General features: G+C 28.5%; 24 protein-coding genes. 13 read left to right on the top strand and 11 right to left on the bottom strand.

Features of this window, described 5'->3' with window-relative positions; translation table 11 throughout:
• Nucleotides 1–4 precede the first annotated feature (4 nt).
• The 4 genes from METOK_RS07015 to METOK_RS07000 all read left to right on the top strand — a co-directional run bounded on the left by METOK_RS07015 (nucleotide 5) and on the right by METOK_RS07000 (nucleotide 8288).
• The gene (locus METOK_RS07015) at nucleotides 5–3073 is read left to right on the top strand and encodes a type I restriction endonuclease subunit R (protein ID WP_013867525.1); all 3069 of its coding nucleotides are present in this window, start codon (nucleotides 5–7) and stop codon (nucleotides 3071–3073) included.
• A gap of 140 nt (nucleotides 3074–3213) precedes the next feature.
• A complete protein-coding gene (locus tag METOK_RS07010; RefSeq protein ID WP_013867524.1) occupies nucleotides 3214–3645 on the top strand; it encodes a DUF356 domain-containing protein in 432 nt (143 codons plus the stop codon).
• A gap of 96 nt (nucleotides 3646–3741) precedes the next feature.
• A complete protein-coding gene (ileS, locus tag METOK_RS07005; RefSeq protein ID WP_013867523.1) occupies nucleotides 3742–6912 on the top strand; it encodes an isoleucine--tRNA ligase in 3171 nt (1056 codons plus the stop codon).
• A 209-nt stretch (nucleotides 6913–7121) separates the two neighbouring features.
• Entirely contained in the window at nucleotides 7122–8288 is a 1167-nt protein-coding gene (locus METOK_RS07000) for a cation:proton antiporter (protein ID WP_048057941.1), read from the top strand.
• Here the strand turns inward: METOK_RS07000 and mfnD are convergent.
• The 3 genes from mfnD to aroE form a co-directional block, all read right to left on the bottom strand.
• On the bottom strand, nucleotides 8278–9213 hold the full coding sequence (gene mfnD, locus METOK_RS06995) for a tyramine--L-glutamate ligase (protein WP_013867521.1): 936 nt from the start codon (nucleotides 9211–9213) through the stop codon (nucleotides 8278–8280). The two genes, METOK_RS07000 and mfnD, sit on opposite strands and share 11 nt — an antisense overlap.
• A 112-nt stretch (nucleotides 9214–9325) precedes the next feature.
• Nucleotides 9326–9685, bottom strand: a complete 360-nt coding sequence (locus METOK_RS06990) for a molybdenum cofactor biosynthesis protein MoaE (RefSeq protein ID WP_013867520.1) — start codon at nucleotides 9683–9685, stop codon at nucleotides 9326–9328.
• Nucleotides 9686–9750: 65 nt separating this feature from the next.
• Nucleotides 9751–10590: a shikimate dehydrogenase gene (gene aroE / locus METOK_RS06985; RefSeq protein ID WP_013867519.1), complete on the bottom strand. Its 840-nt coding sequence runs from the start codon at nucleotides 10588–10590 to the stop codon at nucleotides 9751–9753.
• A gap of 276 nt (nucleotides 10591–10866) precedes the next feature.
• Between aroE and METOK_RS06980 the strand changes: the two genes are divergently transcribed.
• Entirely contained in the window at nucleotides 10867–11874 is a 1008-nt protein-coding gene (locus METOK_RS06980; RefSeq protein WP_013867518.1) for a potassium channel family protein, read from the top strand.
• Between the two features lie 10 nt (nucleotides 11875–11884).
• Here the strand turns inward: METOK_RS06980 and METOK_RS06975 are convergent, their stop codons facing one another.
• The 5 genes from METOK_RS06975 to spcS all read right to left on the bottom strand — a co-directional run bounded on the left by METOK_RS06975 (nucleotide 11885) and on the right by spcS (nucleotide 15805).
• A complete protein-coding gene (locus tag METOK_RS06975; RefSeq protein WP_013867517.1) occupies nucleotides 11885–12613 on the bottom strand; it encodes a glycosyltransferase family 2 protein in 729 nt (242 codons plus the stop codon).
• Between the two features lie 61 nt (nucleotides 12614–12674).
• Complete coding sequence (locus tag METOK_RS06970) at nucleotides 12675–13376, bottom strand: hypothetical protein (RefSeq protein ID WP_013867516.1); 702 nt, start codon at nucleotides 13374–13376, stop codon at nucleotides 12675–12677.
• A 132-nt stretch (nucleotides 13377–13508) separates the two neighbouring features.
• Entirely contained in the window at nucleotides 13509–13688 is a 180-nt protein-coding gene (locus tag METOK_RS06965) for a hypothetical protein (protein WP_013867515.1), read from the bottom strand.
• Nucleotides 13685–14470, bottom strand: a complete 786-nt coding sequence (gene minD / locus METOK_RS06960; RefSeq protein WP_013867514.1) for a cell division ATPase MinD — start codon at nucleotides 14468–14470, stop codon at nucleotides 13685–13687. The genes METOK_RS06965 and minD overlap by 4 nt, the downstream gene beginning before the upstream one ends.
• Nucleotides 14471–14494: 24 nt before the next feature.
• Nucleotides 14495–15805 (bottom strand): O-phosphoseryl-tRNA(Sec) selenium transferase, encoded by a 1311-nt coding sequence (spcS, locus tag METOK_RS06955; RefSeq protein WP_013867513.1) that lies wholly within the window; start codon nucleotides 15803–15805, stop codon nucleotides 14495–14497.
• A 382-nt stretch (nucleotides 15806–16187) separates the two neighbouring features.
• Between spcS and METOK_RS06950 the strand changes: the two genes are divergently transcribed.
• A complete protein-coding gene (locus METOK_RS06950) occupies nucleotides 16188–16967 on the top strand; it encodes an ATP-binding protein (RefSeq protein ID WP_013867512.1) in 780 nt (259 codons plus the stop codon).
• Nucleotides 16968–17107: 140 nt separating this feature from the next.
• Nucleotides 17108–17875: a hypothetical protein gene (locus METOK_RS06945; RefSeq protein WP_013867511.1), complete on the top strand. Its 768-nt coding sequence runs from the start codon at nucleotides 17108–17110 to the stop codon at nucleotides 17873–17875.
• A 50-nt stretch (nucleotides 17876–17925) separates the two neighbouring features.
• Here METOK_RS06945 and METOK_RS06940 read toward each other — a convergent pair whose 3' ends face one another.
• The 3 genes from METOK_RS06940 to METOK_RS06930 all read right to left on the bottom strand — a co-directional run bounded on the left by METOK_RS06940 (nucleotide 17926) and on the right by METOK_RS06930 (nucleotide 19411).
• Nucleotides 17926–18270, bottom strand: a complete 345-nt coding sequence (locus METOK_RS06940; protein ID WP_013867510.1) for a DsrE/DsrF/TusD sulfur relay family protein — start codon at nucleotides 18268–18270, stop codon at nucleotides 17926–17928.
• Nucleotides 18271–18283: 13 nt separating this feature from the next.
• Complete coding sequence (locus METOK_RS06935) at nucleotides 18284–18496, bottom strand: sulfurtransferase TusA family protein (protein ID WP_048057939.1); 213 nt, start codon at nucleotides 18494–18496, stop codon at nucleotides 18284–18286.
• Between the two features lie 303 nt (nucleotides 18497–18799).
• A complete protein-coding gene (locus tag METOK_RS06930) occupies nucleotides 18800–19411 on the bottom strand; it encodes a tetratricopeptide repeat protein (RefSeq protein WP_013867508.1) in 612 nt (203 codons plus the stop codon).
• A gap of 453 nt (nucleotides 19412–19864) precedes the next feature.
• On the opposite strand from METOK_RS06930, the gene METOK_RS06925 reads away from it, so the two are divergent.
• The 6 genes from METOK_RS06925 to METOK_RS06900 all read left to right on the top strand — a co-directional run bounded on the left by METOK_RS06925 (nucleotide 19865) and on the right by METOK_RS06900 (nucleotide 26764).
• Complete coding sequence (locus METOK_RS06925) at nucleotides 19865–20302, top strand: hypothetical protein (protein WP_013867507.1); 438 nt, start codon at nucleotides 19865–19867, stop codon at nucleotides 20300–20302.
• A gap of 178 nt (nucleotides 20303–20480) precedes the next feature.
• Nucleotides 20481–23522 (top strand): PIP-CTERM sorting domain-containing protein, encoded by a 3042-nt coding sequence (locus METOK_RS06920; RefSeq protein ID WP_048057938.1) that lies wholly within the window; start codon nucleotides 20481–20483, stop codon nucleotides 23520–23522.
• Nucleotides 23519–23746: a class III signal peptide domain-containing protein, archaeosortase D/PIP-CTERM system-associated gene (locus tag METOK_RS06915; RefSeq protein ID WP_013867505.1), complete on the top strand. Its 228-nt coding sequence runs from the start codon at nucleotides 23519–23521 to the stop codon at nucleotides 23744–23746. The genes METOK_RS06920 and METOK_RS06915 overlap by 4 nt, the downstream gene beginning before the upstream one ends.
• Nucleotides 23736–24221 (top strand): archaeosortase D, encoded by a 486-nt coding sequence (gene artD, locus METOK_RS06910; protein ID WP_013867504.1) that lies wholly within the window; start codon nucleotides 23736–23738, stop codon nucleotides 24219–24221. The genes METOK_RS06915 and artD overlap by 11 nt, the downstream gene beginning before the upstream one ends.
• A gap of 108 nt (nucleotides 24222–24329) precedes the next feature.
• Entirely contained in the window at nucleotides 24330–26225 is a 1896-nt protein-coding gene (locus METOK_RS06905) for a DUF2341 domain-containing protein (protein ID WP_048057937.1), read from the top strand.
• Nucleotides 26222–26764: a hypothetical protein gene (locus METOK_RS06900; protein WP_013867502.1), complete on the top strand. Its 543-nt coding sequence runs from the start codon at nucleotides 26222–26224 to the stop codon at nucleotides 26762–26764. Before METOK_RS06905 ends, METOK_RS06900 begins: the two co-directional genes overlap by 4 nt.
• Nucleotides 26765–26768 lie beyond the last annotated feature (4 nt).

The following is a 26768-nucleotide window of genomic DNA, read 5'->3' as shown; positions in this document are numbered from 1 at the left end:
TAGAATGGGAAATACCAGCGAAGATAAGATAGTAGAACAGCCCGCTATAAATTGGTTAAGTGATGGGGAGGGATACCAATATATACATGGAAAGGAGCTCACCCCAGAAAAAGGAGAAAGGGAAACCTTCGCAGATGTGATTTTAAAAGAAAGATTTCTAAAAGCCATAAGAACATTAAATCCAACTATTCCAGATGCCGCACTAAAAGAAGTATATAAACGAATAATATCATTATCAAACATAAGCATAGAAGAGGCAAACTATAATTTTCATAGATTACTTATAAACGGAATACCCATAGAATATAGGGACAAAGAAGGCAATATAAAAGCTGATATAGTAAAATTAATAGATTTTAACAATATAAATAATAACTCTTTTTTAATATCAAATCAATTTGTGGTAAAGGAAGAAAATAAGGATGGAGTAAGATTTGATTTAATCCTATTTATTAATGGATTACCGATAGCATTATTTGAATTTAAAAATCCAGCCAACTCATCCATAAAAAGTGCATATAAACAAATTCAAAATTATAAGGAGCTCGCACCCCAAATATTCTACTACAACGAAATATTAGTAATAAGCAACCTATTGAAAACTAAAATAGGAAGTATCACAGCAAATTACGAAAGATTTTCAAAATGGAGGGGGATTAACGATAAATACGACTACGAGGAAAAAACAACCCCTTCATTAGAGGTTTTAATTAAAGGATTATTCAATAGAAAAAGGCTTTTAGAATATATTCAGGATTTTATAGTATATGAAATCGACAAAAAACAAATTATTAAAAAAATAGCTATGTATCACCAGTTTTACGATGTTAGAAAAGCAGTAAATAGAACCCTGAAAGCCATAAACTCAAAAGATAAGAGAATCGGAACATTTTGGCACACACAGGGAAGCGGTAAATCTTTATCCATGTTATTTTACACGAGAAAAATTATAAAACTTCCAGAACTAAATAATCCAACAATATTAATTTTAACCGATAGAAACGATTTAGACGACCAAATTTATAAAACCTTTATAAAAACTGAGTTAGGAACATACGGAAAAAAGGCAGAATCAATAGAAGACCTTAGGGACAAGTTAAACATTAAATCGGGGGACATAATATTTACAACCATTCAAAAATTCCAACTAACAAAGGATGAAAAAGGAAATAATAATAAAGATAATATATTCCCTAAAATCTCAGATAGAAATAACATTATAGTGATTGCAGATGAGGCACATAGGAGCCAATATAAAAAACTTGCCCAGAACATAAGAGGAGCTCTACCAAATGCAATGTTTATTGGATTCACAGGAACGCCAATAGAACTTGAAGATAAATCTACAACAAATACTTTTGGAGATTACGCAGGAATATATACTATAAAGGATGCGACAGAGGATGGGGCTATTGTTCCTATTTACTATGAGGCAAGATTTTCAGAGCTCCATCTTTCAAATGAATATTTGGATTTGGATTTTGAAAACATAACAAAAGAGTTGGAAAATTCAAAGGAAGAAAATATAAAAAGAAGATTTTCAGCAGTTGAAACCCTTATTACAACACCATCAAGAATGGAAAAAATAGCAAAAGATATTATTACCCACTTTAACGGCAAAGAATTAAATACAAAAGCCATGGTCGTATGTATAAGCAGAAATGCCGCCGTAGAAATGTATAACTATATGAAAAAAATAAAAGATTGCCCGGAAATAGCCGTAGTAATGTCTGGAAATAAAAGCCACGACCCTAAGAAATTTTGGGAGCATATACGAACAAAGCATGAATTGGAGGAGCTCGCAGAAAGATTTAAAAATCCCAATGACCCTTTAAAAATTGTTATAGTTGTGGATATGTGGCTCACAGGTTTTGATGTGCCTGTTGTGGATAGGATGTATATTGATAAACCTATGAAAAACCACAATCTATTACAGGCAGTTGCAAGAGTAAATAGGGTGTATCCCAATAAAGCAGGTGGCTGGATAATCGATTATATTGGAATTACCGACGACCTTAAAAAATCGCTTGATAGATACAGTGGAAAAGTTGTAAAAGAAACCATGCTCCCACTTAACGAAGCGTTAAAGCTAATGAAAGATAAGTATGATATAGCAAGGCTGTATCTAAATAAAATAGATTATTCCAATTGGAAATCCTTATCAAATACGGAGCTCGCAAAACTTATACAGATGGCATATTACAAAATCACAGAGGATGACAAAAAAGAAAAAGGAATTTTAAGAAATTATTTAAAATTGGTATCGGAATTAACAAAGGTTCATGCACTTGTGAGCCCACACCCTGAGGCAATGAAAATTAGGGATGATTTAGAATTTTTCCAATTGGTAGCAAAAAATCTTAGAAATTATACCTACACCAAAAATAACGAAATATCGGACTCCTTAGAAGATGCACTTATAGAGCTCGTAAATAGAAGCATCCAAGCAAAAGATGTTATAAATATCTTTGGATTAAAGGATACTAAATCTATATCGATATTTGACCCCAAATTTTTAAAATATCTTAATAATATTAAGGTTAAGGATGTTCAAGTTAAGGTTTTAGAAAAACTACTAAATGACCAGGTAAAAGTATTACTTAAACGAAATAGAATTAAAAGAAAATCTTTTCAAGAAAAAATAGAGGAAGCTATAAGAAAATATAACAATAGATTAATTACTGTTGAACAGGTAATGGAGCAGCTTATGAATATCGCTGAGGAATTGAAGTATTCCTCAGATAATGCTAAAAAACTTGGTTTAACTGATGAAGAAGAGGTATTTTATGATGCTCTAATATACTTATATAGCAATTCAAATTTAAACGACGATGAAATGGAAATTATTATAGAAATTGTAAGGGAAATTACCGAAAAAATAAAGAAAAATTTATCCACAGATTGGTTTAGATATGAGAGCTCAAAAGCAAGAGTTAGAGCATCTATAAAACGTATATTGAGAAAATATGATATAAAACATAAAATATTAAAACAGAAAAATATGGATGAATTAACAGATATAATTTTTAAACAGGCTATTGAATTATATCGAGATTATCCATTAACTTCATAATGCAAAACATTTTGATAAATAATTTAACTTTATAAATCAAAAACATTTAAAAAAGATAAAACATAATTTACATTAAATTATTTTATTTTTTATTTTTTATTTATTTTTTAAATAATTAAAAGAAACACGGTGAAGAAGCTATGGTATTACTACTCATACGGGGCGACAATTACGAAAAGATTAAGAATGCTTTGGCAGATATACATAGACATGCAAAATTAACAATAATTGGAAAGCCAAAAATCATGGTTCCAGAGGCTGCGGATGAGCTCCTAAAATACATACTTGGAGGTATTAAAAAACCATGCAAAAAAGCATGTTTGGTTAAAATCGAAGAAAACGCTCCAAGAGCAATAGATAAAATAAGAAAAATCCACCCTCCTGCACATATCGTGGTGATAAGTGAAAGGCATGAACCGTATCCTTATCTTATTGAAGACCTTCCAAAAATGCCTCCATTAAAAGGATATTATAAAAGTAAGGGTGGCGATGAAGAAGAGAACGAAAAAGAAAAAATGGCAGGCCTCCAAAAAAGCAAAAAATTTATAAATCTTCTTCTCAATCTAAATTAAACATAAAAACAGCAAAAAATAAAAGTAAAAAATGATAAAATCAAATAATGATATAATAATGGTATAATAATAATTAAATAATAAAAGGGTGAAGGCATGAAAGAGGTTAAAGGAGCAGTTAATTTTAGAGAAATGGACAAGGAAATAAAAAATTTTTGGGAAGATAATAAGATATACCAAAAGGTAAAAAAGCTAAATGAGCACTATCCAGAATATTATTTTGTAGATGGTCCCCCATACTGTTCTGGTGCAATACATTTAGGAACTGCATGGAATAAAACAATAAAAGACACAATATTGAGATTTAAGAGAATGCAAAAATACAATGTTCTTGATAAGGCAGGATGGGATATGCACGGTCTTCCTATTGAGGTAAAGGTTGAAAATGAATTTAACATAAAATCAAAAAAGGACATTGAAACAAAAATTGGAACAACAGAATTTATTGAAAAATGTAAGGAATTTGCATTGAGAAATAAGGAAATAATGGAAAATCAATTTAAAAACCTTGGTATATGGCTTGATTGGGAAAATGCATATTTACCTATAAAAAACGACTATATAGAAACAGGATGGTGGAGTTTAAAAAAGGCCTATGAAAAAAATCTTCTTTCAAAGGATTTGAGGGTAGGATACTGGTGTCCAAGATGTGAAACTTCACTGGCAGAGCATGAGGTTAGGGGAGAATATAAAGAAGTTCTTGACCCATCAGTTTATGTTAAATTTAAATTAATGGACGAAGAGGATGAAGAGGATGAAATTAAAGAAGGAAATAAAAATAAAAATAAAGAAGAAAAAAACACATACTTGGTAATCTGGACAACAACCCCATGGACCTTAATTGCAAATCTTCTTGTTTCAGTTCATCCAGATTATGATTATGCCTATGTTGAAGTTGTTTTAGAAAGAGATGGGCAAGAAATAAAAGAAACATTGATAATAGCTGAGGCATTAGTTGAAGAAGTTATGAAGAGAGCTCGTAAAGATAACAATATAAAATCATATAATATAATAAAAACTGTAAAAGGAAAGGATTTGGAAGGTAAAAAATACATTCATCCATTGTTGGAAGAAAACGAAAAACAAAAAGAATTTTCAAAACTAAAAAATGTCCATACTGTGGTATTGGGAGAGCATGTTACATTGGATGGCGGAACTGGTTTAGTTCATACTGCACCAGGATTTGGTGAAGAGGACTTTGAAGTTGGTAAAAGATACAATGTTCCAATTTACTCTCCAATAGATGATGAAGGTAAATATATAGAAGGAAAATGGAAAGGAGTGTTTGTAAAAGATGCTGATGAACATGTTATAAAAACTTTAAAAGATAAAAATCTTTTAGTTTCAGCAGGAAAAATAAAACACACATATCCGCACTGTTGGAGATGTAAAACACCACTTTTATTTAGAGCTACTGAGCAATGGTTCTTAAACATATCAAAGATAAAGGATGACATAATAGAACATACTAAAACTGTTGATTGGGTGCCAAATTGGGTAGAAACAAGATACATAAATGGAGTTAAATTTGTTGGAGATTGGAATATAAGCAGGCAGAGATATTGGGGAATACCACTTCCAATATGGGTATGTGAAAAATGTGGAAAGTATGAGGTAATAGGAAGTGTTGAGGAATTAAAGGAAAAGATGATAAACGATGTCCCTCTTGATGACCTTCATAAACCTACAATGGATAAGGTTATTTTAAAATGTAGCTGTGGAGGAGAAATGAAAAGAGTGCCTGATGTTCTTGATGTATGGTATGACTCAGGATTGGCTCCTTATGCATCAATAAATGCAAAAAAACTTAAAAAAGCTGATTTCATTGTTGAAGGAAACGACCAGGTTACAAAATGGTTCTACTCCCAGCATGCATTGAGTGAAATTGTATTCAATGATATACCCTATAAAAAATGCATGATGCACGGATTTGCACTTGATGAAAACGGAAACAAAATGAGCAAAAGTTTAGGCAATGTGGTAAATCCAGATGATGTAGTTGAAGAATATGGTGCGGATTTATTGAGATATTATTTACTCAGTGCAAATAAGGCATGGGAAGATATAAGGTTCTCATATAAGGAGCTCGGTGAAATAAAAAGTTTATTCAATACTCTTTGGAATTCCTACGCCTTTGCAGTAAATTATATGGTGCTTGATAACTTTGTGCCAAACGATGAATATATGAATTATTTAAAGGATGAAGATAAGTGGATAATAAGTAAAATAAACAGTTTAACAAAGGAGATAATTGAAGATTTAGAAATGCCTCATTTACATTCCTATACATGGAAATTAAGAGAGTTCATATTAAACGATTTAAGTAGATGGTATATTAAACTTATAAGAAGTAGAACATGGATGGAAAAGGATGACCCTGAAAAACTTTCAGCATATCAAACATTATACTATGTATTGATGAAGTTAATTACAATTCTAGCACCTGTTGCACCACACATAAGTGAAAAGATATATCAAAACATGAGAACACAAGGCATGCCAGAAAGTATATTTATGAATAAAATAACTGTTGATGAGAAGTATATAAATAAAACACTTGAAGAGGATATAGAAGTTGTAAGGGAAATTGTAGATGCCATATTGAGAGGAAGGGATAAGGTAAAACACACATTGAGATACCCAATATCAAAAATAATACTTCCAAAGAGCCTTGAAAATGTGGTGGAGAAATATGGCTATATCATAAAAGAGCAGGGCAATGTTAAGGAAATAGATGTTGAAGAGTTCAAAGGAAACATGACTGTTAAGCCAAATTATAGGGAGCTCGGAAAGGTATTCAAAAGTGAGGTTCCAAATGTTGTAAAAATCATTAACTCCATAAATCCAAATGAGCTCAGTGAAAAATTAAAAGAAGAGGGAACAGTTGAAATTAATGGATATGAGATAAAACCCGAATATGTCGAATTTAAAATAGAAATTCCAGAAAACATCGTAGGCATGGAATTTTCAAAGGGAAGTGTATATATGGATATTGAACTAACCGAGGATATTATAAAAGAGGGACTTATGAGGGAGGTCATTAGAAGAATTCAATCTATGAGAAAGGACATGGATTTAGATATTGAAGAGAAAATAAAGGTAAAAATAGAAGGCATAGAATTTAACGAAGATATATTAAAGTCCATTGAAAAAGAAGTAAGAGGTATGTTTGTAAATGAAATAAAACCAGATTATGAACAAGAATGGGAAATAAAAACCCCTAACAAGGAAGTTTATAAAATAAAAATATCAATACAAAAATTATAAATAAAAACTATAATGTTCTATATTTTATTATCTTTATTTCTTATTATATTTTATTAAATAATATTTTTTACGGTATATTTTAAAAAATTTAATATAATTAATAATAATTTTAATAAACAAATGAAAAATATATTTATTACTCTATTCTAATTTTATAACATTTTAATTATAAATTTATATATAGTTAATATATATCAATTGGTGAAATTGTGGATGCCTATTTGATGTTTTTTATAATAATCTCATTCATATTTATAATGCCTGAAATATTAAAAAGATTCAATGTTCCGAGTATTACTTCAGTGATGTTGGCAGGCATAATTGCTGGACCTTATGGACTTGGGCTAATACAGCCGGATAATGTAATAGAGTTGTTCTCGTCATTTGGAGCTATATTTTTAATGTTTTTGGCAGGTATGGAAGTAGATAATGAGACTTTAAGGAGGGAATTCAAAAGTTCCATATTCATAAGTTTATTTTCTCTTATCATTCCAGCCATAGGGGGTTATTTAATAGGGACATGGTTTGGACTTAACTTTATAGGAGCTCTGCTATATGCCATAATATTTTCATCCCATTCTGTTGGTATAGTGTATGCATTAATGAATGAATTGAATCTTACAAAATCAAAATTTGGAACTACGGTTCTTGGCTCTACGATTTTGGTAGATTTAATCAGCCTTATAATTTTATCGATAATAATCAGATTAAGTACAGATGGTCAAAATTTTAATGTGGGTTATTTTATAACTTCCGATGTGGTGTATATTGGGGCATTATTACTAACAATCCCGTATATTTCAAAAATAATATTTGAAAAATTCGAAAAATTACATATTAAAAAGATACATTTTGTAATATTTATCATATTAATATCTATTCTCATAGGGGAACATTTAGGCCTTCACCCAATAATTGGAGCATTTATAACAGGAATAGCAATTTCAGAATCATTGACAAAAAAAGAACATGACGAATTGCTAAATAAAAACCTAAATGCCATCGGTTATGGTTTTTTTATACCGATATTTTTCTTTGCATTGGGGATGAATACAAATATCTCAGTATTGTATAATTTAAGTAATGTTGGATTAATTTTAGCCACTATAATCGGTGCAGTAGTTTTAAAAGTTATATCTGGCTATATATCATTTAAACTTGTAGGATATGATAAAATAAAAAGTATGTGTGGAGGATTATTAACCATACCAAAAATTTCAGCATCCCTTGTTGCAGCATCTGTTGGCAAGGAGCTCGGCATAATATCCAATGAATTTTTTGTTGCCATAGTGGTGTTGTCCTTAATAACCTCAATGATAGCTCCAATATTGGTTAAGAATTTAGTTAATAAATATCATGATTCATTTACCGCTTAAAAATAAATTTTCCAGTTTCATCCCTAACAAATTTTTTTCCATTATTTAATTTATATATCAATTCCTTTTCCTTTTTAGACACATTATCAACCAAAAGTTTTGCAAGTGAGGGTTCTATATTTAGTCCTGCTACCGATGTTGTAATTCGTGGGTTTATTTCGAGTATATATATATCGTTATTATTTACAATAACATCTACACCGACATAACCGTTTAATCCTTCTATTCTCTTTAATGCTTTTTCTGATTCTTTAATAATTTCATCTTTCAATGGATGAGATATGTTTATTTCACCGCCACAGTACTTTTTATTTATATATTGCTTATTTAAGCATAACGGATATATTTTTCTATCATAGTCCATATTTTGAACTATAAAACTTATTGAATATGGTTTCCCTTCTACAAACTCTTGGACAATATAATTTTCATCTACTATTTGGTGAGCTCCTCCGCAACCATCGATTTCTTTTACAATATATTTTTTTAATGGAAATGTTTTTGGTGTTTTTACATAATCCTTAATTTTGTTGTATGTTAAATATTTATTTCCTGCTATCTTAATGCCTTTTGAAGAAGAGCCTAAATTTATAACATTGTCATATTTTTCAACTATTTTGGTTAAATCGTATAATATATTGTCGCTTTCTGGTGCAATTATTAACGCCATATCTATATCTCTATTGGATAGTAATTCATTTAATTTTGATTTATAATTTTCTTCTGGTGCATGTATCTCTAAATTCCTGTTTTTTAAATTGGAATAATAATTGCTATTTTTGTTATCAACAATAGAAATAACAGAATAACCCTCCTTTAAAAAGTCGTTAAGTAATTTATCATACATTAATTTTCCTTCTTCAAAGATAGTGTTTTCTACGATTTCACCACTGCCTACTGCATATTCAAAAAGCAATACCTTCATAAAACCACCAAAAAATCGAAGTTTTAAATTAAGTATCATATGTATTAAATTACATATTTTTAAATATTAGATAAAAAAATTAATTTTAATGAGAAATAGGGATTAAATATACCTAATGATATTTTTTTATTTTATCAATAATATATTCACACGCTAAAAATCCCTCTTTCCTATGCCTTGCAAATACATAAATAGATGATACCACATCTCCAACTTTTAAAGTGCCTTTGTTGTGGTAAATTGCAACATCTAAAAGGTTAAATTTTTCAATTGCATCTTTTCTGATATCTTCCAATATATCAAGAATATCTGGAATTACCATATTGTCGGTGGGAATCTTATGTCCTTCTTTGTCAATATTGTAATTTCTTACAAATCCCGTAAATGATACATGGCAACCCATATCGCCCTTGTATTTTTCTATCAATTCATCAACCATCCCTTTAAACTTTTCATAATTGTTGGATATCATTTTTTCACCGTTAATATTAGTTAATATTTATATTTTAATATTTTAATATTTTATTTATATTTTAATTAGTATTTTAAAGAATTATAAAGTGTCCTTTTCATAATATCAATATCTGGCTTAACACCAGTCCATATTTCAAAAGCTATTGCTCCTTGATATACCAGCATCCCAAGTCCGTTAATTGTTTTTGCCCCATGCTTTTTAGCCTCTTTTAAAAGTATGGTCTCTTTTGGATTATATATTAAATCCATTACAACCATATTATCTTTAATCCCATCTGTATCTATAATAGGTTTAGCTTCAATATTTGGATACATACCTATTGGTGTTGTATGTATAATTATATCAAAGTCATCAATATCTACATCTAAATTGTTGTAATATATAGGTTTATTTAGTTTTTCAGATATTTCTTTTGATAGGAGCTCCGCCTTTTCAACAGTTCTATTTATGATTGTTAAATTGTTATTTTTTGCAAATTCAAATGCTACTGCCCTTGCAGCTCCACCTGCCCCTACTATTAAGATATTTTTATTTTCTACCTTTCCAATTTCTTCTTCAAGAGACCTCCTTGCCCCTAATCCATCGGTGTTATATCCTACTGCTTTATTATTTGCTATTTTTACAGTATTTACTGCACCTATGAACTCAGCCTCTCTGTCTATTTCGTCAAGATATTTCATTATATTTACTTTGTGAGGGATAGTTACATTAAATCCGTCCACTGTTCCAAGAGATTTTAACCCATCAACAACATATTTTAAATTTTCTGGAAGAACATCAAATGCGAGATAAACATAATTTAGATTTTTATCTCTTAATGCCGCATTATGCATTATAGGGGATAATGAATGCTCAACAGGATGACCAATAAGACCTAACATCTTAGTTTTTGAATCTATCATATTATTTACCACCATATTATATTTACTTTTTTTACTTATTACTTTTTTATTCTTTTATTTTTATATTATTTTTTATTTATTATTACTTTTTTATTCTATATTTTATTCTATTTCCTTTATTGCGGTATTTATATTAACTTAATTTTTCATTTAAACTAAAAGATATACTATTAAAATATAAATTAATAAACTATTAAATAACTATTAAATTAAAATAAATAAAAAGATGATATACTATATTGATATAAATTACAAAATAAATAAGGGATTTAAAAAATGGAATCATTAGAGCGAATAAAATTAGGGATTGGAACGATATGTGCTATTGTATTATTAGCAACCATAGGACTCATGCATTTTGAGAATTGGGATTTTTTCACAGCCCTATATGTTGTAATAATCACAATGTCCACCGTAGGTTATGGGGATATTATACCCACCACATTTGACGGAAGAATTTTAACATTAATATATGTTATATGCGGCACAGGGGCTATGGCTTATACCGTAGCATCTATTGCAGGATTTTTTATAGAGGGGCAATTCAAAAAAATATTAAGGTTGAAAAAAATGCAAAATAAGTTAAAAAAGATGAATAATCACTATATATTATGTGGATTTGGAAGAATTGGAAAAATAGTGGCTAAAAAATTTGAAAAAGCTGGAGTTCCATTTGTTGTAATTGATGCAGATGAAAAAAAGATTTTAGATGAATTAGACCGATATAAAAATTTGATATATGTTGTAGGTGATGCTACATCGGATGATGTATTGGAAAGGGCTGGTGTAAAGAAAGCAAAGGGATTAATTGCATCAGTTAGTTCAGATGCCGAAAATTTATTTATCACCCTCTCAGCCAAAGGATTTAATCCAAATCTTTATGTTGTTGCCAAAGTGGATAATGATACCTCAGTTAATAAGCTTTTGAAAGCAGGTGCAGACAGAGTGGTCTCTCCATATACCATAGGTGGTTTAAGAATAGCAGAGCTCACATTGAAACCAGAAATTTTAGACTTTGTATCTACTCTAATGGACACCACCCATGATATGGAGATAGGGAGATTTACAATTTCACCCAATTCAGTAGTTGTGGGAAAATCAATCAGTGAATCAAAAATAAGGCAGAGTTCCGGTGCAACAATACTTGCCATAAAAAAGGGAGATAATGTAATTATTAACCCCAGTCCTAATGTTATATTGGAAGTAAATGATGTTATATATGCATTTGGAACTAAAAAACATCTTGATGAGCTTAAAAAAATATTAAAAGATAATAATCATTAATTTACTTATTTTATTTATTATTATGGAATAGTACAAATTTTGCAACCTCTTTCATAACATCAAGTATCTTTTTTGTTGTAATATGGGATGTTGCATCAGGATGATATTCAATTTCAATATATTCTTCAACAATTTTAGCTTTCTTTTTTGCCAATTGGAGGGCTATTATATGCTCTACACTATATCCTTCGCCGAAATATGCATCATTTAAAAAATCACTTTTAATAATCCTAAATCCACTCTGTATATCCCTAAAAAAGTAAATTTTTTTAGAATATATCGAAATTACCAAGGACATAAAAATACTTGCCAAAAAATTCGATATTTGCCTATGTAATGGAATATGGTTATACTTCCTAATACCAAAAACAGCATCTGCATTAGTTTTTTTTAATTTTTTAAACATTTTTGGAATATCTCTTGGTTTATGCTGGTAATCCCCATCCATATATATTATATAATTATATCCTTGTTTTAGCGCAAATTTAGTTCCATCTTCTAATGCTTTTGATTTGCCTTCATTTTTGCTTTTAAATATAGTGTATATTTTATAGTTAAGAGAGTTATTTTTTATATAATTTTCAATAATCGTTTTTGTTCCATCGGTACTTCCATCATCTACAACTATTGAATCAAACTGCTCACTTAAATCACTTAATTTATTTAAATCATCCAATACTTTTAAGATATTTTTTTCTTCATTATATGCAGGTATTACTACGACGGCTAAGTTGTCCATAATTTTCCCTTAAATTAGCTGTATCTGTAAATATATAATAATATAAAAATAGGAGGAGAAATTATAATCTATAAACATATATTACTATCAATGCAGAAATAACACCCATTATTAAACCAATTATACCATAAACTACATAATTTAGCTGATTATCATTATTATTATCATTTGAAGGCTTATTGACTATATTGTTGCTATTGGCAGTAATGCTGTTATTGGTGATGTTGGTATTATTTGTTATTATTGAATTTGCTTTGTGTGTCTTTTTACCATGGGTTTCATTTTTTGATATAGTTGTGGAATTGTTGTTATTGGTATTATTGGTGATATTAGGGGTTGATTTTGATGATTTATTCTCTGTATTTAATAAGGTTTCATTATTGTTTATTAATTTGGAATTATTTACCTTATATACATGAAAATGTTTTATATAACTTATTAACGAATTATTTAATACATATCTAACCGATATAATTATATTGTAATCATTTATACTTTTATTTATAATTTTACCACTAAAATTTTTATATATTCCTTTACCTCCTTCGACATAGGATATATTTAGTGTATTATTCTCAAATGCTATCCCATCAGAAACTAAATTTAAAGTAAAATTGTGTATTGCAAGTGAATTATTTAGATTATATTCAATATATACATTATTCGTAGTATTATCCACTAATTTTGGGCTTATATTTATATTCTCATAACCATAGTTGCCTGCCAATATCAAAAGAGAGATTATCAAAAACAGCCTTTTCATAATATCACAACAATATATTTTAATTTAAAATAATTAAAATAATATAAAATATAAATAATTAAAATATATAATATAAAATACAATTATAATAATATAAAATTTGGAGCAATTAATATTTAAAATCAATTGCAATTATAATGACTTAATCCTTTTTAACCTCTCATTTAATTTTTCCACCTCTTCTCGGGTAAGTCTTGTAGAGTGTTTAACATTATCTAACTCGTTTTTTAACTGCATAAGCTTAGTAAATAAAAGGATATTGAGTATTAAGCTGATAATAGCTATTGCAAAGACTACTGTTATATCTATCATTTTTTACCTCCCCCAAATAATCCTTTAATGAATTTTTTAATAAACGATTTTTCCTCAGTTTTTTTAGGAATATATTCCTTCCCAGTTAATCTTGCTGCAATTTGCATTATAGCTTGTGAAGCAGGAGAATCAGGGTACCTTATTACGATAGGTTCTCCAAATGCTGCGCATCTCCTTATATTTGGGTCTTCAGGAATTATTCCAAGTATAGGGACTTCCAATATTGTTTCAATTGCCTTAGCACTGAGCTCGGAATCCTCTGCGGTAGTCCTGTTAATTATTGTTCCCAATATATTAGTTTCAAATCTTCTTGAAATAGCTACAACCTTTAAAGCATCAGAAATGGATGATATTTCGGGATTTACCACCAATATTAGATGTTCAGCAGTTGATATTGCGGTTAATGCTTCTTTTCCAATACCTGCTGGACAATCAATTATTATAATCTCCCCTAACTCATGCAACTTTGTTAATACCTCTAATAATTTCTCCGGTTTAGCTTTTTTGAAACTATCCAATGATACACCGGCCGGAATAACCTTTACACCAGCAGGACCTTCATAAATAGCCTGCTCTACACTTACACTACCTGCAAGAACATCATTTAATGTTATAGGTTTCCCATCTAAACCCATTACGAGCTCCAAATTAGCCATAGCTATATCTGCATCAAGCACAATTACATCTTTTCCAAATTTTGAAAGTGCTACTGATAAATTGGCTGAAATTGTAGTTTTACCAGTGCCTCCCTTACCAGAAGCTATTGCAATAGTTATTGCCATATTTTCACCGATATTTAGTATTTTTTATGATATGACATTTTTTAATCTTTCAACTGCAACAATAATATCCTTATTTTTAACACCAATTGCTGCATTCATAACAACATAATTATAAGGATAATTGCCCAAATAACAATTACCAAATTTATCTGAGGACATTATTCCCCTTGGACCTGTAATTCTTAGATTGTATAATTTCCCTGCTATTTCCACAGGGTTTGAACCTACGGTAATACCTAATGATATGGGGTTTTTAATATTTAAAACTTTATTATTTGTTTTTTCCGCTAATTCCTTTAAAAGATTATTCAGAAGTTTTCTGCTTTCTTTCTGCTTTTTCATAAGCTCCAAATATTTGTTTAAACCCAAGGATAACATTGAAACCAACATAGTTACAATTGGTGTTGCACATGCTCTGCCTGGATAACAGAATGATACTTCATTTAAGAATTCTTTGTTTTTTGAATAAACTATCCCACCGCCTATTGGGGTAAGTAAATTTTTATCGGATGAGCTCACCACTGCATCCACCCTATATTTAAATGCTTTATTCAATTTATTTATATAAAATTTATTTTGAATGGCATAAGCTCCATTTATTATGTGGGGAATATTATACTCATCACAAATTTTTGCTATTTCTTCAATATCATCACTTTCTCTTGGGGGAAAAAATGTAAGGGTGCTTAAAACACATGGATTATTGTTGGATTTTATTTCCTTTTTTATGGCATCTTCTATATCCCCAACATCAACCTTTACAGCATCTTCATATAACTTAGTTTCAACCAATCTCATTCTAAGTCCTGCAAAAGATACGGCTTTTATCGGACTTTTATGTGCTGCATAAGGATATATAGCTACATTTGAATTGTATTTTTTTCTTGCCGCACTTAAACACAGTGCTATTGACATTCCAGTAGCCACAGGAGTAGCTATTGAATAAACATTCAATCCCAAATTCTTTAAAAAACTTTTTAAAATATTATTTGTCAATTTATACATCACACTTGCTCCGGGGGCCTTAGGCTGAGGGTCGATTAGATTTCCGCTTCTTCCAACGCCATGGCAAAATCCAGAAACAAGTTCTTCCTGAATTTTTGAGGATATCCTACCTTCCCTTTCTCCTATCCTTATAGCTTTTGGGTCTTTATCAGTATCCATAAGAGACAGTAATTTTAAGAATATTTTTATTTTTTCATCATCTAATCCATTTTTTGGTATAGTTCTGTGGTTTAATATCTCTTCAATTTCTTTTAAATTGTCTCTCAGTATTAATTTACCCCTATCCTCCATATTTTTAGGTAACATGCCGTTTATATTTAAATTAAACATGATATATCACTTTTGGATAATTGCATTTATATCGTATATATTATTACGATAAAATCTTACCATATATTTAACAATGTTAATGCCAAGTATAATAATTATTAGTTTATATTGTTTATATTTTAGATATAATTACTATATTAGTCTTCATCTTACTTTATTTTATTTATGCATTTATTTATATATATCATTGTATTATATTTCAAATTACATTATATTATGGTATATATCCTATTATATTTATTAATTATATTTATTATATATTTACATATAAAATTATACCTTTATATTTATGTAGGTTATTAAACCATATAAGCATTAATAGATATTAAAAATCAAATACTATTATTTTTATTATCATTTATTTAGAATCTTAGGCGATAATATGAAGATAGCGATTACTGGAAAAGGCGGAGTAGGGAAGACATTTATATCATCATCACTGGCAAGATTATTTGAAAAAAATGGATATAAAGTTATAGCTGTTGATGCAGACCCTGATATGAACCTTGCATGTGCATTAGGGATTGATGAAGATATAGTTCCCTTATCGAAAATGGAAGAACTAATAGCAGAAAGAACAGGAGCAAAAGTTGGAGAATACGGGGCAGTTTTTAAGATTAATCCAAAAGTAGATGATATTGTTGAAAAATACGCTTATAAAACTGAAAATGGAAATATTCATCTACTTGTTATGGGAACAATTGAACAAGGCGGAGGGGGATGTGTATGTCCTGCTTCGGTGTTGTTAAGGCGACTTTTAAGACATCTTGTATTAAAAAGAAACGAAGTAGTTATAATGGATATGGAAGCAGGCATAGAACATCTTGGAAGAAAAACCACAGAAAATGTAGATATCATGATTGTTGTAGTAGAACCATCAAAAAAATCTCTTTTAACTGCAAAGAGAATAAAGAAGCTTGCAAATGATATAAATATAAAAAATTTATATGCCGTTGTAAATAAAATAAAAAATAACAATGAAAAAGAAACATTCACAAGAATATTTGAGAAAGAGGTGAATATTCCTATAATTGGATATATCCCATACAGTGAAGAAGTTTCATCATCTGATTTAGTGGGAAAACCTGTTGGTTTGGACTCAAATGTGGGGAAAGAAGTTGAAAAATTATACAATAAAATCGTAGAATTTAAAAGTAAATAATAAATCATTAAAATAACCATAAATAACATAAAAAGTAAAAAATAAGGAAAATATAATATGTAATAAATTAAAAAATATAATATATTCAGGATATTTTTTAATCATAGAATATAAACCTTAGACATATATTTGGTGTTATTATGGATAATAAGTTTTACATGTTAATAACAGCCATTTGCTTGTTATTTCTTTCTATATTTACATATTTGCTTCATTTTTTAATATTTAAAGATTTTGGACATATATTTAGTTATTTCCTATTGCATTTAGCCTTTTTACCAATTGATGTATTGTTTATTAGTTTAATTATTGAAAAGATATTGGAATATCAGGAAAAAAGGAAAAAATTAGAAAAATTATATATTCTTTTTGGATGTTTTTTTAACGGAATTGGGGAGGAATTGTTAAAAATTATATTAAAAGCTGATATTGGAGATATGTCCAATTATTTAAAAATATCTGCGGATTGGAATAATAAAAAAAATAAATTATTAAAAAAATCATTGATGAGTTATAATTATGATATAGATATGGAAAAAATAAATTTATATGATTTAAAAAGTTTATTAATAAATAATAGGGATTTTCTCATTAGAATATTGGAAAATCCAATACTATTAGAACATGAAGAATTTACAGAATTGTTATTGGCAGTATTTCATTTAATGGATGAATTACATAGAAGGAAAAATTTAGAAAACCTTCCAAAAAGTGATTTGGAACATTTAAAGAATGATATACTAAGAGTATATAAATTATTGGTTATTGTATGGATATCCTATTTAATGCATTTAAAAGATAGTTATCCTTATCTATTTTCATTACACATGAGGGCTTGTCCCGTTAATCCAGAATCTTCCGTCATAATTAACGATATAAAGAAAAATGAAAAAAATAAATTAAAATAATTAAAAATTAATAACTAAATAAATAATAATTAAATGATATATAGGTATTATTAAAATGTAATAACATTATCGCTTTCTTTTACAAATGCCACCAAATCATGCATTGTAGCAAGTTGCACACCATCAAGTATGTCTTCTTCACTTAACCCCCTTGCTTTACTACATGGACCGCATGCCTTTACAACTGCTCCTGCTTCAATACAGTTTTTTAAGTATTCTAAGTAGTTTGGAACCTCTGCTGGATTTTGAGATGTTTTTGCAACATAAACGCCATCTTCAAGAAGAAATATATTAACATCAATACCTTCTAAAAGTGAGGTCAATGCAAACCTAAGACCTGAATATGCCCTTTCTTTTCCGTATGGTGCTGTTGTAATTATTACTGTAAATTTCAAAAATATCACCTTTTTATTTTTTAATTACAATTTTAAATCCTTTTTCAGTTTCTTCGGTAGATACAACTGTGTGTCCATGTTCTTCAACAAACCTTGCTATATTTTCGAGTGCTGGTTTGTAATTCCCTATTACAGTTAATTCTTCCCCATCATCTATGGAATCTAATGCCTTTTTTGTTTTTAATACTGGAATTGGGCATACCGTTCCACTAACATCGAGCTCCATCCTATCACCATATATTAGATTTTTTAATAACATTCTAAGATATTAACTATTCAAATATAACTAAAAACATTAATAAAATATGGTATAGTAATTTGTTATATAAATATTTTCATTAATTAATCTAATATACTATCAATTATTAATTAATCTAATACCAAATTACAGAATATATAATTTAAATTTTAAATTTGGATTAATAGTTACTTTAAAAAATGCAGTTTTTAAAATAGTAGTGAATTAATATTACCTAATTTACTTTATATTATAGGAGCTCACTTAGTAATTATTCATCCTATATAGTAATTATTTATTACTCATGATTTTTTCCAATCTTTTTTTATCAATTTTTGCTAGAAAATACTTTGGGTTTATTTTCAACGCTTTATCGTAGCATTTAATAGCCTCCTCATATCTCCCCAATTTTTCAAGAGCATTTCCTTTAAACCTCAATACTTTAGTGTAATTCGGGTTTATTTCCAATGCTTTATCGTAGCATATAATAGCTTCCTCGTATTTTTCCAATTTTTCAAGAGCTATTCCTTTAAGCTTCCAGGCAAGAGTATTGTTTGGATTTATTTCCAATGCTTTATCGTAGCATTTAATAGCTTCCTCATATCTACCAACTTTTTCAAGGGCAATTCCTTTAAGCTTCCATGATTTAGCATAATTCGGGTTTATTTCCAATGCTTTGTTGTAACATTCACTGGCTTCTCTATATCTCCCCAATTTTTCAAGGGCAATTCCTTTAAGCTTCCATAACTCAGCATAATTTGGGCATATTTCCAATGCTTTATCATAGTATTTAATAGCTTCCTCGTGTTTCCCTAATTTTTCGAGAGCAATTCCTTTGATTATCCATGATTTAGCTTTTTTTTTCGTATTAAAAAATTTTTTAATAGTATTGAAAAACCCCATGGTATCACATCCATTAATTTAAAATAGGAAATAAAAATAATAAGAGACTTTTATATGCCTCAGATTCCAAACTTATAGTTTAGATGTTATTAATAATAAATTATATTTTGTTAATGATAAATATATTTTGTTAATAAATTATATATAAGGTTAACTTTTGAAAATAACAAAAAGCGCATTTATTATATATTTTATCAATAGATTATCATCAATAGGAGCTCATGTGTTTAATACATCTTTAACTATATTATTATATATATTATAATTGCAATATTTAATAATATATTGATATTTAATTATTATTTAAATTATACCCAATTTTATTATTTATTTAGATAACTAATAACTAAAATTAATAATATAATATTTTTATAGTAATATCATAATTACAGGCAATAAAAAATAAATAAAGGAATTATCACATTATTTAAACTAAAATAATATGTGATTATTATGAAACTTTATTATAAAAAAGGTCAAATTTCTATTGATGCAGTTCTTGCAATTATGTTTTTATTGTTGATATCTACATTAATATATTACAATGTGTTTAATACATCTAAAAGTTTTAAAAATGCTGAATTAGCCGATAGGCTTTATTCAATTGCAGATAGTTTTGAAAATTATGCCTTACTAAGTTATTCAAAAAATGTAACTATATCAATGGAATTAAAACCAATAGGTCTTAAATCATATACTCTGTATTTTGGCAATAAAAGCATTGTTGTAGATACAACAAGAACTATATTTTTTATACCTACTGATAAGGGGGTTAATATAACAGGAGATATCCTATCATCATCGGGAAAAAACCTAAATAAAACCATAAACATAACTTACGATAATAGTAGATATTATATTTTAAAAAATACTTCAATTCAAATTCAATAAATTCACTCAAATAAATAATACAACACCTGAAGCCCATATCAAACGAAGTGCATATAACAAGAAAATAATAATATACCCTAAGTTGATTAGTTATTTTATTTTAAATTTTAATTTCAACGTATATGTGTATAAAGTTAGTGCCAATCACAATGTTTTCTATATGATAAGTGGTGAAATTATGAATACTAAATATATAATTCAGATAATTATTTTGTTTGGTATTGGAGGATTTCTATGGTCATCAAATGGTTATATAATTCCAATTCACTCAGATACTATGAATATAACAAATAGCTCAAACTACACAAATAACTATAACTCTTATATTATTGCATATAACGTAAATGATACTTTAACATTTAAAGCGTTAGCAAAAGATAACATATCCCAAAATATTATAAATAGCGGATTTACAAAATGGGATTTTGGGGATTTAACAGAAACAGATTATGGTTCTAATAAAATAGTTACACATAAATATAACATTCCATTTCCATATCCAGTATCATGGTGCGGATATCTAAATAATACTGCATATTCTAAGGCATTGACTTATAACTGGCTTGTAGTGGGGGACATCTCCAATACAAAATATATTTTTAATGGTAGTCCTTCAAATTCTAAAACTACTTGGGATATTTTATACAACGGCTCAAATAATACTGTTATAATAAAATACTTCTCAAACATTAAAATGAATGAAGAATTTTCTGGATTAAGTATAGATACAACACAAGTTAATGTAAATGCTGATAAAACTGAAATTGTAGAAGGAGACACTGTTAAATTTAGTTATTCGGTAAGTAGAAATATAATATTTACTATGTGGAGTTTTGGAGATGGAACATTTTCCTTTGAAAAATCTCCAACACATACCTATACAAAACCTGGATTTTATTTTCCAAGGGTTTTAGTTGTTGATGATTATGGAAGGGTTATGGTTGGTTATTTAGATGAGGGAATACATGTAAAAAGACATAGGGGAGGGTATATATATTGGGTCATGGGGCCTAATCACTACAATGGAGAAGCTCATACCTATGTATATAATAGTTCAGGCAAACATAACGATAACAGAGGAAATACATATGTTAATCCATATAAAATGACATATAATGTGAATGATTCTATAAAATTTAAAATGAGTGGAGCTTGGGGAAAATTGTGGAAATGGGATTTTGGGGATGGAAAGGAAACAAATTATGCTCATAAAAATTCATTTAATCCATCTTACCATAAATACAAATTTCCGTTTATGTGGCCATTCTTTTGGATGAGCTATGGAAAAGGTAGCTGGTGGAAATCGGATACCTTGAATTTTATAGTTGTTGATGATGTGGGAAATACGAAATACAATTTTCATCCATCAAAAACACATGATAAAAAAAGTTATGATTATGAATATGATAAAGAAAATCATACAGTTGATTTATACTATTATTCAGATAATCCAATAAATAAATCAGATGTTAAATTGAAAGATGGATATTATATTGATATAACGGCTACTGCAAGTCGCACAGAGGTTTCTGTAAATAAAAAAGTTAAATTTAACTGCTCTCCAGTAAATAATCCAATATTTATTATGTGGAGCTTTGGAGATGGAACAATTTCTTTTAAAAAAGCTCCAACGCATAAATATAAAAACTCAGGTCTTTACTATCCTCATGTGTTTATTGTTGATGAATATGGAAATATCGAAGTAGGTATTCCTTCACCAATAGGTGTTGGAGGTTATAATAGTTATCCTCAAATTTATGCCAATCCTACAATAGCCCCAACAAACTTTCCAATAAATATCACAATAGTTGAACCAGCACATTATATAAATAAAATTCACAACATATATTTTGGAGATGGAAATTCTATTTCTATTAAAACGTATCACTCCCCATATACTCTCAACCATAGTTACTCATCCGAAGGTGTATATCACATAGATATGAAAGTGGCACGTTGTGAAAATGGAAAAACTGTGTATATAATTGATAATAAAAATCCAGTAGCAAAATTATATGTTTATCCAAATCCTGCAAGTTATATTGATATGGTATCCTTTAATCCATTAAATAGTCATGACCCAGATGCAAATAGAAATATTCCAGAATATGATTATAAGGGAAATAAAATAGGCAATTATACAATTCCCCAAAACTCCCCAATGGCAAAAATATATGGATTTAACTTAACCGTTTATAATAGTTCAAGAAATATAGTATGGAATTATTCATCAAATGAATTAAAAGTAGTAACTCACAAATTTAAACCTGGAAATTACACTGCAAATCTAACAATTTGGGATGGAATGGGAGGTAAAAATTCCACAATTGTTGAATTTAAAGTTATAAATAATCCACCAGTGGCTGATTTTACCTATTCACCAACATATCCAAAAGTTAATAAACAAGTAATATTTAATGCTTTGTCATCATATGACAAAGAAAGTGGTATAAATTATTCATGGGATTTTGGAGATGGATTTAATGCAAATACAACAAATCCTATAATAACCCATACATACAACAACCCTGGAAATTACACCGTTACACTTACAGTTCATGATGAATTAAACGCTTCAAGTTCAATATCAAAGATATTAACTGTATATTATGTTAAAGCAGATTTCGGATATCCTTCTTCATTAAAGGTTAATACAACGATAAACTTTATAGATAAGTCAAACTCAACACCTGGAAAAATTGTTAGATGGACATGGGATTTTGGAGATGGAACTTCATCAAATAAACAAAATCCAAGCCACATCTACCCAAAAGAAGGACCTTATTACATAACATTAACAGTTTGGAATAATGTAGGCATAAGCGATACAGTGCAAAAACCAATATTCATTGAAGGGATGACAAGTTATCCCCCAATAGCAATATTTGATTTTACAGTTAATGGCTCAAATGTGACATTTAACGCTTCAAAATCTTATGATATAGATGGAAAAATTGTAAAATATATATGGGATTTTGGAGATGGCACTAATACAACCACCACTAACAAAATAATTTCACACAAATATAATAACAGTAAAACATATACCGTTAAATTAACTATTGTAGATAATGATGGAAATAAGGATTCAACCATAAGATTTGTTTCAATCAATGTAGGGGGAATAAAAAGAAGCATACCGATTCCTTTACCAATAAATATACTGTTATTCATAACTACCATTATAACAATAGCTTATATAGGTAGGTGGTATAGATGATAAAAAAAATATTTTCAAACAAGGGGCAATTATCATTAGAATTCGCTATATTATTGGCTGCTGCTGTTGCAGTAGCTTCAATTGCTTCATTTTATTATTTAAAACATGTGAAATCCTCATCAACCACTGCTGAAAATTCAAACACTGAAATCACGACCACCGCCGATAACAATGTTATGAAACAGGTTGATGGAATAAAAGAGGTCACGACCCATGGAAAATAAAAGATATTTAGTAAATTTTTTAATATTATTAATTATAACATATCTTTTTTTAAGAACTTTTGAGATGGAAATTGCTAAGATATTAGCTGTTATAGTTGGTTATTTACTGACGACACCATATTTTGAAAACAATGTTATTTACAATGGAAATATATTTTCTATAATGCCTGCCTGCACATGCTCTTTTGAAATGTCATTATTTTTGGCTTATGTATTTGGAACTCCTAAAACACCCATTAAATATAAATTAATATATTCAATTGTAGGAATAATTATTATAACACTTACAAATATATTAAGAATAATATTTATTTTAAAAAATTCTTCTTATTTAGCGGATTACACTACCATTCATGATATAATAAGTTTTATAATATTTCCAGTGGCTTTAATTTTAAATTTTATATGGGTTAAAATATTATTAAAAATAGGGATAATTAATAATAAAAATAAAAATTATTTAAAAAATGAATAATATAAAATGATACATAATAAATAAAGGACACATAGGAACCCATATATATTAAATAAATAATTCAATAAACAAATATAAGACATTATTGTGGGGAAATTTGGTGAAATTATGTTTAAATCAAAAATTAAATCTAAAAAAGGATATATTTTTACTTATGAAGCTATAATAGTATCTATTATATTTGTCATGGTTTTTTATATTGGTAGTATGGCATATACCCACAACTTTTTAACTGCACTCGAAACTAAAAAAGATATAGATGAGGCACATAATTCATTATTGTTAAAAGATTATTATTTAAAAAAATATTCATTTCCAGGGGATTTTTACAACAACAGTGGCAATTTTAAAGAACACATTGTGGATAGTTTAAGAAATAACAATCTTAAAACTTTTGATATATACCACAATTTTTCAGATGCTGATAAAAAAATGTATTTTATAATATATCCCAATAAATATGATGAGGAATTGTATAATTCAAGTGCCAATATCACAAACAACAATTATATCCTCAACATTACTTTTGACAAATCAAACATTACATGTTATACAAATGTGGCTGATAAAATAAAAACTAAAAATTCGATAAATAACCTTAATAAAAGGGTTGAAGGGAGAGATATTACTGTATTCCACGATGTAGTTTATATTCCATTAATTACAATGGATAATAATTCGCAATATCCAAATGGTTATAAGGCCTATGGTTCCAATGGGGATATCATTTATTTCTACATATCGGGGGTGAATAAAGATTTCTCTGCGAGAATTTTGACCAACAACAGAAACAGATTTAGAGCTTATGCAGACTGGAAATATGCCTCTCCAATAAATGTGCATAGTTTTAATCAAAACGGTTATTATGATGTAAAGGTAGTATTCGATTCTCAAACATACATAAATGATGGAGAAATGAATAAATATTGTAAAGATGTTAGATTTTTAGATGAAAACGGAAATTCCCTAAATTATTGGATTGAACCTCAAACAATAAATACCCATCATACCATAGCATGGGTTAAAATGGATTTAATTCCAAATGAACATACTATAATATATATGCTTTATGGAAATCCAAATGCAGAATCTGAAAGTAATGGAGAAAATACTTTTGAATTTTTTGATAATTTTTCTTCCGGACATATAGATACAAATAAATGGAACAAAAATTTCAATGAAAATAATTTTAGAAACAACTGGAATTTGTTTAAAAATGGCACATACCCCAATGGTATAAACTATACCTATTTAAGATTAAATTATAGTGCCTATACTGGTGCTAATGACTGGATAAGAATATATTCTAAGGATAAATATGGTAGTATCTATGCAGTGAAATTCCATGTGAAATTCCATAAAAAATATGATGAGTGGGCTGGTTTTTATTATGGTAATAATAATGATTATAATAGACAAATAATTTCAAATTACCACTGGGGTGGTGACCATTTAAGATTTGAATCATCAAAAGATAACGATAATGATATAGATTATAGCATACTTCCTATGAGTTTGTACGATAATTGGAATGCCTATGAAATCCAAAGGGATGGGATGAATAGTGTAAATTTAATAATTAACGATAGTGAAAATAATATCTATCAAAGAAATGCCTACATATATGATGGAGATATGCCTATTTCCTTTGTAGCTAGAAGATATGACACTTCAACGGGTGGATATACGCCACCTGAAAATGAAAAAAATGGATATATTGACATAGATTGGGTATTTGTTAGACCTTATATTTCTGAGGAACCAGTATTATCATATGGAGCTCCTGTTGTATTTTCTATAAATGGCAAGGTATTTAGTAAAAATATGAAAACTACATTTACATCCTATGATGATGTAAAAAATGAATTAAATGATGGATTAAATGAAATAAGAATACTCCATTCAGATTACCCCATAGAATTTAATTTAGGAAATGGCAACGGAGGACAATTTCAAACCATTACATTTTCACCAAGAAATATTTCAATAGTGGTGGTAAAATGATATTTGATAGTGATTTGGTGATTGGAACTATTATTCTTATAATCGGTATGGGGTATTGGTCTGTATCGGTGGTAGAGCATAATAATGTATATGTAGATGCCGTTAAAAATGAATACCAGTTTGATAAGGCAGTATCTACAATGGACAACCTTGCAAGTAGTGGGGTATTACAGGACGCTGTTCTTTTATATTATTTTGACAATGGAAGCGGAGCTCTGAAAAATGAATCGGCTAAATTGTTAAATGAATCAATACATCTAAATAATTATAAACTACAAATCGATAATAACACGATATTAAGTAAAAATTTCAATGGGAGCTCCTCTTGTTATGTGATTGCCACCTTAACATTAAATAGAAGTGAGGGTTGGTATGTGATTTATGGAGATGAAAATAATATCCATATTTCAAATGAGCGATATATCGATTATAGTGATGCCATACATGCACAGCCATACACCCAATATAAACTTCACATGCCAGTATATTATTCAAGAAATACAGGCATATCAACTGTTAAATTATATATTAGAGGATGATTAT

The sequence above is a fragment of the Methanothermococcus okinawensis IH1 genome, assembly GCF_000179575.2.
In the GTDB taxonomy this organism is placed as follows: domain Archaea; phylum AGJL01; class Methanococci; order Methanococcales; family Methanococcaceae; genus Methanofervidicoccus; species Methanofervidicoccus okinawensis.
The sequence above is the reverse complement of the archived record's forward strand: the minus strand, read 5'-3'. Positions and strand labels throughout refer to the sequence as shown.

Excerpts from the sequence above, each read along its gene's own strand:
- artD (WP_013867504.1), top strand. The coding sequence starts at position 23,736 with ATGGAAAATAAAAGATATTTAGTAAATTTTTTAATATTATTAATTATA.
- METOK_RS06975 (WP_013867517.1), bottom strand. The coding sequence starts at position 12,613 with ATGGACAACTTAGCCGTCGTAGTAATACCTGCATATAATGAAGAAAAA.
- METOK_RS06970 (WP_013867516.1), bottom strand. The coding sequence starts at position 13,376 with ATGAAAAGGCTGTTTTTGATAATCTCTCTTTTGATATTGGCAGGCAAC.
- mfnD (WP_013867521.1), bottom strand. The coding sequence starts at position 9,213 with ATGAAGGTATTGCTTTTTGAATATGCAGTAGGCAGTGGTGAAATCGTA.
- METOK_RS06935 (WP_048057939.1), bottom strand. The coding sequence starts at position 18,496 with ATGGAGCTCGATGTTAGTGGAACGGTATGCCCAATTCCAGTATTAAAA.
- METOK_RS06925 (WP_013867507.1), top strand. The coding sequence starts at position 19,865 with ATGAAACTTTATTATAAAAAAGGTCAAATTTCTATTGATGCAGTTCTT.
- METOK_RS06990 (WP_013867520.1), bottom strand. The coding sequence starts at position 9,685 with ATGATATCCAACAATTATGAAAAGTTTAAAGGGATGGTTGATGAATTG.
- aroE (WP_013867519.1), bottom strand. The coding sequence starts at position 10,590 with ATGATAGATTCAAAAACTAAGATGTTAGGTCTTATTGGTCATCCTGTT.
- METOK_RS06915 (WP_013867505.1), top strand. The coding sequence starts at position 23,519 with ATGATAAAAAAAATATTTTCAAACAAGGGGCAATTATCATTAGAATTC.
- METOK_RS06965 (WP_013867515.1), bottom strand. The coding sequence starts at position 13,688 with ATGATAGATATAACAGTAGTCTTTGCAATAGCTATTATCAGCTTAATA.
- spcS (WP_013867513.1), bottom strand. The coding sequence starts at position 15,805 with ATGTTTAATTTAAATATAAACGGCATGTTACCTAAAAATATGGAGGAT.
- METOK_RS06930 (WP_013867508.1), bottom strand. The coding sequence starts at position 19,411 with ATGGGGTTTTTCAATACTATTAAAAAATTTTTTAATACGAAAAAAAAA.
- METOK_RS06900 (WP_013867502.1), top strand. The coding sequence starts at position 26,222 with ATGATATTTGATAGTGATTTGGTGATTGGAACTATTATTCTTATAATC.
- METOK_RS06920 (WP_048057938.1), top strand. The coding sequence starts at position 20,481 with ATGAATACTAAATATATAATTCAGATAATTATTTTGTTTGGTATTGGA.
- minD (WP_013867514.1), bottom strand. The coding sequence starts at position 14,470 with ATGGCAATAACTATTGCAATAGCTTCTGGTAAGGGAGGCACTGGTAAA.
- METOK_RS06980 (WP_013867518.1), top strand. The coding sequence starts at position 10,867 with ATGGAATCATTAGAGCGAATAAAATTAGGGATTGGAACGATATGTGCT.
- METOK_RS06950 (WP_013867512.1), top strand. The coding sequence starts at position 16,188 with ATGAAGATAGCGATTACTGGAAAAGGCGGAGTAGGGAAGACATTTATA.
- METOK_RS06945 (WP_013867511.1), top strand. The coding sequence starts at position 17,108 with ATGGATAATAAGTTTTACATGTTAATAACAGCCATTTGCTTGTTATTT.
- METOK_RS06905 (WP_048057937.1), top strand. The coding sequence starts at position 24,330 with ATGTTTAAATCAAAAATTAAATCTAAAAAAGGATATATTTTTACTTAT.
- METOK_RS07015 (WP_013867525.1), top strand. The coding sequence starts at position 5 with ATGGGAAATACCAGCGAAGATAAGATAGTAGAACAGCCCGCTATAAAT.
- METOK_RS07010 (WP_013867524.1), top strand. The coding sequence starts at position 3,214 with ATGGTATTACTACTCATACGGGGCGACAATTACGAAAAGATTAAGAAT.
- ileS (WP_013867523.1), top strand. The coding sequence starts at position 3,742 with ATGAAAGAGGTTAAAGGAGCAGTTAATTTTAGAGAAATGGACAAGGAA.